Origin of the sequence: Streptomyces sp. UNOB3_S3 (assembly GCF_020740895.1) — a bacterium.
In the GTDB taxonomy this organism is placed as follows: Bacteria; Actinomycetota; Actinomycetes; order Streptomycetales; family Streptomycetaceae; genus Streptomyces.
This window is the reverse complement of the sequence record NZ_JAILXP010000363.1, coordinates 1-7,073: the sequence shown is the minus strand read 5'-3', so window position 1 is coordinate 7,073 and position 7,073 is coordinate 1. Positions and strand designations below refer to the sequence as shown.

Genomic DNA, 7,073 nt, shown 5'->3' with positions numbered 1-7,073 from the left:
GGCCGTGGGGGCCGTGGGGGCCGTGGGGGATCAGCGCCGCTCCAGCTCCTCCTTGAGGACGGCGGCGGCGCTGATGTCCTGGTCGCGGGTGGCCGTCAGCAGGGTGAGCGGCCGCTCCGCGGCCACCTCGCGCAGATGCCCGAGGGCGTTCTCGTGCGTCGCGTCGCCGTGGAGCTCGGCCCGGTAGCGGCGGCCGAACTCGGCGAACTTCCCCGGGTCGTGGCCGTACCAGACGCGCAGACCGGTGGAGGGGGCGACGTCCTTGCACCACTCGTCGAGGGCGGCCGCCTCCTTGCCGAGGCCGCGCGGCCAGATCCGGTCGACCAGCACCCTGCTGCCGTCCGCCGCCGCGGGCTCCTCGTAGACCCTCCGCACGCGGATGTCACGGGCCTTCCTCGCCGTCACCGTCACCTCATCTCCGGGTCCGGGTCACCTCCCGGTCCGGCTCCCATGGTCCGCCGCGCCGGCCGCCCACGCACCCCGGAGCCGGGCCTCGTCGTAGCGGCGCAGCACCAGCCGGGCCACGGCCGGGTGGGCGCCGAGCGGCGCGGCCACGACGTCGGCCCCGCAGCCCGGCCCGGCGCGCCGCGCGAAGTCGCCAGGCGCCAGCAGGTACGGGGCCACCGCCACCGGCCCGGGGCGGCCGCGCCGCCGCAGCGCGGCGACGGCCTCGGCGGGCGGGGGCAGCGGCCCGCCGAGGTGCGCGGGGACGACCGGCGCGCCCAGCCGCGCGCTCAGCAGCCCGGCCGTGGCGCGCGTGGCCGCCGTCGCCGCCGGGTCCCGGGACCCGGCGGCCGTCAGCACCACGGCCGCGCCGGGCGTCCGGCCGTGCCAGCCCGCCTCGCGCAGCCGTCCGCACAGGGCCTCGGCGAGCAGCGGGTCCGGGCCCAGCGCGGGGGCCGTCACGGCCCGGTGACCGGCGCCCGCTGCGTCCAGTACGGCGGGGATGTCGACACGGACGTGGTACCCGGGCCCGAGCAGCACGGGCACGACCACCACGGGCCCGGCCACCCGGTCGAGCACATCCGGCAGCGCGGGCGGGGCCAGCCCCAGGAACCCGCACTCCACCCGCAGCCCAGGCCGCGCCGCCCGCACCCGCTCCAGCAGCAGCCGCACGGTCCGCACCCCGGCCGGGTCCCGGGTGCCGTGCGCGGCGGCGACGAGGACGGGCGCGGGGCCGTTCATCACGCCCCCGCCAGCGCGTAGCCCCGCTTCGGGACCGTGCGGACCAGGGTCGCGTGGCGGCCCAGGGCCCTGCGGAGGCGGGCGATGGACATGTCGACGGCGTGCCGGTCGGCGCGGCCGTCCGGCCAGGCGCGGACGAGCAGTTCGGTGCGGCTGAGCACCTGGCCGGGGCGCTCGGCGAGGGCGCGCAGCACCGCGGCCTGCAACGGCGGCAGCCACACCGGGGCGCCGTCGCCGAGGAGCGCGTTGCCCTGGAGCACCAGGCGGTCCGGCGCGGGGCGGAGGTCGCGGCGGCCGCTCCGGGACAGGGCGTCCTCCAGCGTCCGGACGAGCGCGCCGAGCCGGCTCCGCTCCGGGCAGTGCACCGGAACGTCCGCCTCCAGCAGGGGCTGCGCGCACAGCGGGCCCACGCAGAACGCCGCCACGTCGTCGTGCAGCGCGGCCAGGAACCGTTCCCGCTGCCCGGCCGCGGCGGCAGCCTCCAGCAGCGCCACGGCGGCCGGGGCGCTGGTGAACGTCAGCGCGTGCACCTCCCCGCGCGTGGTGGCCTCCACGAGGCGGCGGACCGCGCCCGGATCCTCCGGAGGCCCCCATCGGTAGACCGGGACCTCGATCACCTCCGCGCCCCGCTCGCGCAGCGCGGCCGTGAACTCCGGCAGCGGCGCCCCGTGTTCCTGGACCGCGACCCGGCGGCCGCCGAGATCCCGGGCGAGCAGCCACGTCAGCACCTCGTGGCTGGCCTCGGTCCCGGGCGCGAACGCCTCCGCCAGACCGCAGGCCCGCACCGCGCCGGTGGCCTTCGGGCCCCGGCTGACGACCGTGGCGCCCCGGCACGCGCCCAGCAGCGCGTCGGCCGTCCCCCAACCCTCGGCGGCGCTCATCCAGCCGCGCCAGCCCACGCCCGTCGTGGCGACGACGTAGTCCAGCGGCGCCTCCAGGCAGCGTTCGGTGGCGCGGCGCAGCGCGGCGTCGTCACCGAGTGGCATGATGCGCAGGGCGGGCGCCTCGACGACGCGGGCGCCGCGGCGCACGAGCAGTGCCACCAGCTCCTCGCGGCGCCGGTCGGCCGTCACCCCGATCGTGAAACCCGTCAGCGGTCCCACCGCCCCGGTGTCCGGGCCGGCGGTCGTGTTCCCCGTACTCATGGGCTCAGGTTTCCGGCGGTTTGTTACCGGCGAGTTGCGGCGCTGTCATGGTGGCATCAGCAATTGCCCGGCGTATGTTAAATGCGGATGCCACGGACATCACACGGCCACGTCCGGGGCGTGAGGAATTCGTGCCATGGCCGCAACACCCCGGATCCGGCCGTGTAACGGCCGGGACCAATGCTCGGGCCCATGACTCCGACCGACACCCACTGCCCCTACTGCGCGTTGCAGTGCGGCATGCGACTGCGGCCGCGGCCCGCCGGCCCCGGCGGCACGCCGCCCGCCGGCCCGCCGGTCGACGTCGAGGAACGCCCCGGATTCCCCGTCAACCAGGGCGCCCTGTGCGGCAAGGGCCGCACCGCGCCCGCCCTCCTCGCCCGTGCCGTCCGCCTGACCGCGCCCCTGGTCCGCGACCCAGGCGACGGGCGGCTGCGCGAGGCGTCCTGGGACGAGGCCCTGGACCGGGTGGCCACCGGCCTCCGGCGTGCCGCCGAACGCCATGGCCGCCCGGCCGTCGGCGTGTTCGGCGGAGGCGGGCTGACGAATGAGAAGGCGTATCTGCTGGGCAAGTTCGCCCGCGTGGCCCTGCGCACCCCGAACATCGACTACAACGGCCGCTTCTGCATGTCCTCGGCCGCCGCCGCCCACCGCGCGGCCTTCGGCATCGACCGAGGCCTGCCCTTTCCGGTCGAGGACATCGCGACGGCCGGCTGCGTCGTCCTCGTCGGGGCCAACCCCGCCGAGACCATGCCGCCCGCGCTGCGCTACTTCACCCGCATGCGCGAGGCCGGCGGCCGGCTGATCGTCATCGACCCGCGCCGGACGCGCACCGCCGAGCAGGCGGACCTCCACCTGCGCCCGGTCCCCGGCACCGATCTGGCGCTCGCCCTGGGGATGCTGCACCTGGTGATCGCCGACGGCCATCTCGACAAGGACTTCATCGCCGCCCGCACCACCGGCTTCGAGGGGGCCCGGGCCACCGCCATGGCCCACTGGCCCGAACGGGTGGAACAGATCACCGGGGTGCCGGTCTCACAACTGCGCGAGGCCGTGCGGATGTTCGCCGGGGCCGGCACCGGCATGGTCCTCACCGCGCGCGGCAGCGAACAGCACAGCAAGGGCACCGACACCGTCCGCGCCTGGATCAACCTGTGCCTGGCCACCGGCAAGGCCGGCCGCCCCGGCAGCGGCTACGGATGCCTGACCGGCCAGGGCAACGGGCAAGGCGGCCGCGAGCACGGGCAGAAGGCCGACCAGCTCCCCGGCTACCGCTCCCTGACGGACCCCGCCGACCGCGCCCACGTCGCCGCCGTCTGGGGCGTCGACCCCGACACCCTGCCCGGACCCGGCCTCTCCGCCTACGAGCTCCTCGACCGCGCCGGAACCCCCGACGGCGTACGGGCCCTGCTGGTCATGGGCTCCAACCCGGTCGTCTCCGCGCCCCGCGCCGCCCATGTCACCGAGCGGCTCCGGGCGCTGGACTTCCTCGCCGTCAGCGACGTCGTGCTCTCCGAGACCGCCGAGCTGGCCGACGTGGTCCTGCCCGCCGCCCAGTGGGCCGAGGAGACCGGCACCACCACCAACCTCGAAGGCCGGGTCATCCTCCGCCAGGCGGCCGTTCCCCCGCCCCCCGGGGTCCGCACGGACCTCACGGTCCTCAAGGACCTCGCCGCGCGCCTGGGCACCACCTGCGGCTTCCCCGACGACCCGCAGGAGGTCTTCGACGAGCTGCGCCGGGCCTCGGCGGGCGGCGCCGCCGACTACGCGGGCATCGACTACGCCCGTATCCGCGCCGAGAACGGCGTCTTCTGGCCCTGCCCCGACCCCGCGCACCCGGGCACGCCACGGCTGTTCCTCGACCGCTTCGCCACCCCCGACGGCCGGGCCCGGTTCGCCGATGCCGGCCACCGGCCGCAGGCCGAGGAGCCCGACCCCGCCTACCCGCTGCATTTGACCACCGGCCGGGTCACCGCCCAGTACCAGAGCGGCGCCCAGACCCGCCGGGTCGCCGAGCTCAACGCCGCCGCCCCCGGCCCGTTCGTCGAGCTCCACCCCCACCTCGCCGAGCGCCTCGGCGTCGGCGAGGGCGACGTCCTGGCCGTCACCAGCAGGCGCGGCCGCGCCCTCGCCCCCGCCAGGATCACCGCCGCCATCCGCCCCGACACCGTCTTCATGCCCTTCCACTGGGACGGACCCGGCCGCGCCAACACCCTCACCAACCCCGCCCTGGACCCCCAGTCGCGCATGCCCGAGTTCAAGGTCTGCGCGGTACGGGTGGAGAAGGCCGCCGAAGCCGAGGCCCGCCCATGAACACCAGCACGACCACCAGCACGACCACCAGCACGACCACCCGGCGCGTCGCCGTCGTCGGCGCCGGCATGGCCGCCGCCCGCTTCGCCGAGCAACTCCTCGCCCGCACACCCCCCGGCGCCGTGGAGGTGACGCTGTACGGCGCGGAGCCGGACGCGCCCTACAACCGCACCCTCCTCGCCGACGTCCTCACCGGCCGCTACGACCCCGACGGCATCGGCCTGCCCCTGGCCGGGGGCGCCATCCTCCGCACCGGCACCCGGGTCACGGCCGTCGCCCCCGCCACCCGCTCCCTCACCCTGGCCGACGGCACCACCGAGCGTTACGACACCCTGGTCCTCGCCACCGGAGCCGCCCCCGTCCTGCCGCCCCTGCGGGGCCCGCGCGACAGCCGGCCCACCGACGGCGTCCACGTCCTGCGCACGCTCGCCGACAGCCGGGCCCTGGCCCACGCCGCCCGCCGCGCCACGCACGCCGTCGTCATCGGCGGGGGAGTGCTCGGCGTCGGCGCCGCCCGGGCCCTGGCCGCGCTCGGCACGCCCACCACGATCGTCCACCGGGGCGCCTGGCTGATGGAACGTCATCTCGACGGCCGGTCGGCGCACTTGGTGCACGGACAGCTCGCCGCCCTCGGCGTCGGCACCCACCTCGCCGCCCACCCCGTCACCCTCCACGGCACCGACCACGTCCAGGCCGTCGAACTCGCCGACGGCACGAAACTGGAGACCGACCTCGTCCTGCTCGCTTGCGGCGTACGGCCCCGCACCGCGCTGGCGCGGGCGGCGGGGCTGCGCGTACGCCACGGCATCGTCGTCGACGACCACCTGGCCGCCTCGGCCCCCGGCGTCCACGCCATCGGCGACTGCGCCGAGCACCGGGGCGTCGTCCACGGACTGACCGGACCCGCCTGGGCCCAGGCCGACGTGCTCGCCGCCCGCCTCGCGGGCACGGACCCCGGCGCCCGCTGCACCGCGACCCGCACCCTGACCCGGCTCTCCGCGGGTCCCCTCCAGCTCGCCGCGTTCGGCGACATGACCGCCGAACACGCCCCCGGCCACGACGTGCTGCGCTACTCCGACACCACGCGCGGCAGCTCCACCACGCTCGTCCTGCGCGGCGACCGGCTCGTCGCCGGCGTCCTCCTGGGCGACCTCACCGCCTCGGGCGACATCGGGCTCGCCTGGCACCGGGACGAACCCCTGCCCGCAGACCCCTCGTACCTGCTCATACCCGAAGGAGCCCGCGCGTGACGCCCCCGCAGTCCACCTCCGCCCCGCACCGGCTGGTCCTCGTCGGCCACGGCATGGTCGGCCAGCGCTTCCTGGAGGCCCTCCACGAGCGGACCGGCGCGGCCGGGCGCTTCGAGGTGACCGTCCTCGCGGCCGAGTCCCGGCCCGCCTACGACCGCGTCCACCTCACCTCGGCCTTCACCGGCACCACCGATGGCGAACTGTCCCTGTGCCCGCCGGACTTCCTCACCACCCACGGCATCGACCTGCGCCTGGGCGAGGCGGCCGTCGCCGTCGACCGCCCGGCCCGCACCGTCACCACCGCCTCCGGCGCCCGCGTGCCCTACGACACCCTCGTCCTCGCCACCGGCTCCTACCCCTTCGTCCCGCCCGTCCCCGGCCACGACGCCGACGGCTGCCACGTCTACCGCACCCTCGAGGACGTCGCCGCCATCCGGGCGGACGCCGCCCGCGCCCGCACCGGCGCCGTCATCGGCGGTGGCCTCCTCGGCCTGGAGGCAGCCGGAGCCCTGCGCGCCCTGGGCCTGGACACCCACGTCGTCGAATTCGCCCCCCGGCTGATGGCCCTTCAGATCGACGACGCCGGTGGCGCGCTGCTCCGCCGGAAGATCGAGGACCTCGGCGTCACCGTGCACACGAGCGCCGGCGCCCAGGCCGTCGAGACGGGCCCCGACGGACGCGTCAGCGCCCTGACCCTCTCCGACGGCACCGGCTTCCCCACCGACCTCGTCGTCTTCTCGGCGGGCGTCCGGCCCCAGGACCGGCTCGCCCGGGACTGCGGCCTGCCCGTCGGCGAACGCGGCGGCATCGTCGTCGACGCCCGCTGCCGCACCGCCGACCCGCACGTCTTCGCCATCGGCGAATGCGCCCTGGCCGTCGACGGCCGTGTCTACGGACTCGTCGCCCCCGGCTACGCCATGGCCGAGACCGCCGCCCGCGCCATCTCGGGCGACGAGCCCGGGGAGTTCACCGGAGCGGACACCTCCACCCAGCTCAAGCTTCTCGGCGTCGGCGTGGCCAGCTTCGGCGACGCCCACGGCACCACCGACGGCGCCCTGGACGTCACCTATGCCAACAGCCGGGCCGGCGTCTACAAGAAACTGGTCCTCGGCCCCGACGGCTCCTTGCTCGGCGGCATCCTCGTCGGGGACACCGACGCCTACGCCACCCTCCGCCCCCT

The 7,073-nt window shown here is 76.8% G+C and carries 6 protein-coding genes; 3 read left to right on the top strand and 3 right to left on the bottom strand.

Going from position 1 to position 7,073, the window contains the following annotated elements:
- Positions 1-30: 30 nt before the first annotated feature.
- Genes K6I33_RS28845 through K6I33_RS28835 form a run of 3 tightly spaced genes read right to left on the bottom strand, consistent with a single transcriptional unit; the run spans position 31 to position 2,330 of the window.
- Positions 31-405, bottom strand: coding sequence for a DUF488 domain-containing protein (locus K6I33_RS28845; protein WP_229357479.1), 375 nt, complete (start codon positions 403-405; stop codon positions 31-33).
- Positions 406-429: 24 nt separating this feature from the next.
- Positions 430-1,185 (bottom strand): sirohydrochlorin chelatase, encoded by a 756-nt coding sequence (locus tag K6I33_RS28840; RefSeq protein WP_229357478.1) that lies wholly within the window; start codon positions 1,183-1,185, stop codon positions 430-432.
- Entirely contained in the window at positions 1,185-2,330 is a 1,146-nt protein-coding gene (locus K6I33_RS28835; protein WP_229357477.1) for a uroporphyrinogen-III synthase, read from the bottom strand. Before K6I33_RS28835 ends, K6I33_RS28840 begins: the two co-directional genes overlap by 1 nt.
- Positions 2,331-2,522: 192 nt before the next feature.
- Between K6I33_RS28835 and K6I33_RS28830 the strand changes: the two genes are divergently transcribed.
- From K6I33_RS28830 to K6I33_RS28820, 3 genes are all read left to right on the top strand, one after another.
- Entirely contained in the window at positions 2,523-4,643 is a 2,121-nt protein-coding gene (locus K6I33_RS28830) for a molybdopterin oxidoreductase family protein (protein ID WP_229357476.1), read from the top strand.
- Complete coding sequence (locus K6I33_RS28825) at positions 4,640-5,893, top strand: NAD(P)/FAD-dependent oxidoreductase (RefSeq protein WP_229357475.1); 1,254 nt, start codon at positions 4,640-4,642, stop codon at positions 5,891-5,893. Before K6I33_RS28830 ends, K6I33_RS28825 begins: the two co-directional genes overlap by 4 nt.
- A partial coding sequence (locus tag K6I33_RS28820; protein WP_374286013.1) for an FAD-dependent oxidoreductase occupies positions 5,890-7,073 on the top strand: 1,184 nt, incomplete at its 3' end. The genes K6I33_RS28825 and K6I33_RS28820, both read left to right, overlap by 4 nt.

What these genes read in the sequence shown, in the direction of transcription:
- K6I33_RS28840 (WP_229357478.1), bottom strand. Translation starts at nt 1,185, where the DNA reads ATGAACGGCCCCGCGCCCGTCCTCGTCGCCGCCGCGCACGGCACCCGG.
- K6I33_RS28835 (WP_229357477.1), bottom strand. Translation starts at nt 2,330, where the DNA reads ATGAGTACGGGGAACACGACCGCCGGCCCGGACACCGGGGCGGTGGGA.
- K6I33_RS28830 (WP_229357476.1), top strand. Translation starts at nt 2,523, where the DNA reads ATGACTCCGACCGACACCCACTGCCCCTACTGCGCGTTGCAGTGCGGC.
- K6I33_RS28825 (WP_229357475.1), top strand. Translation starts at nt 4,640, where the DNA reads ATGAACACCAGCACGACCACCAGCACGACCACCAGCACGACCACCCGG.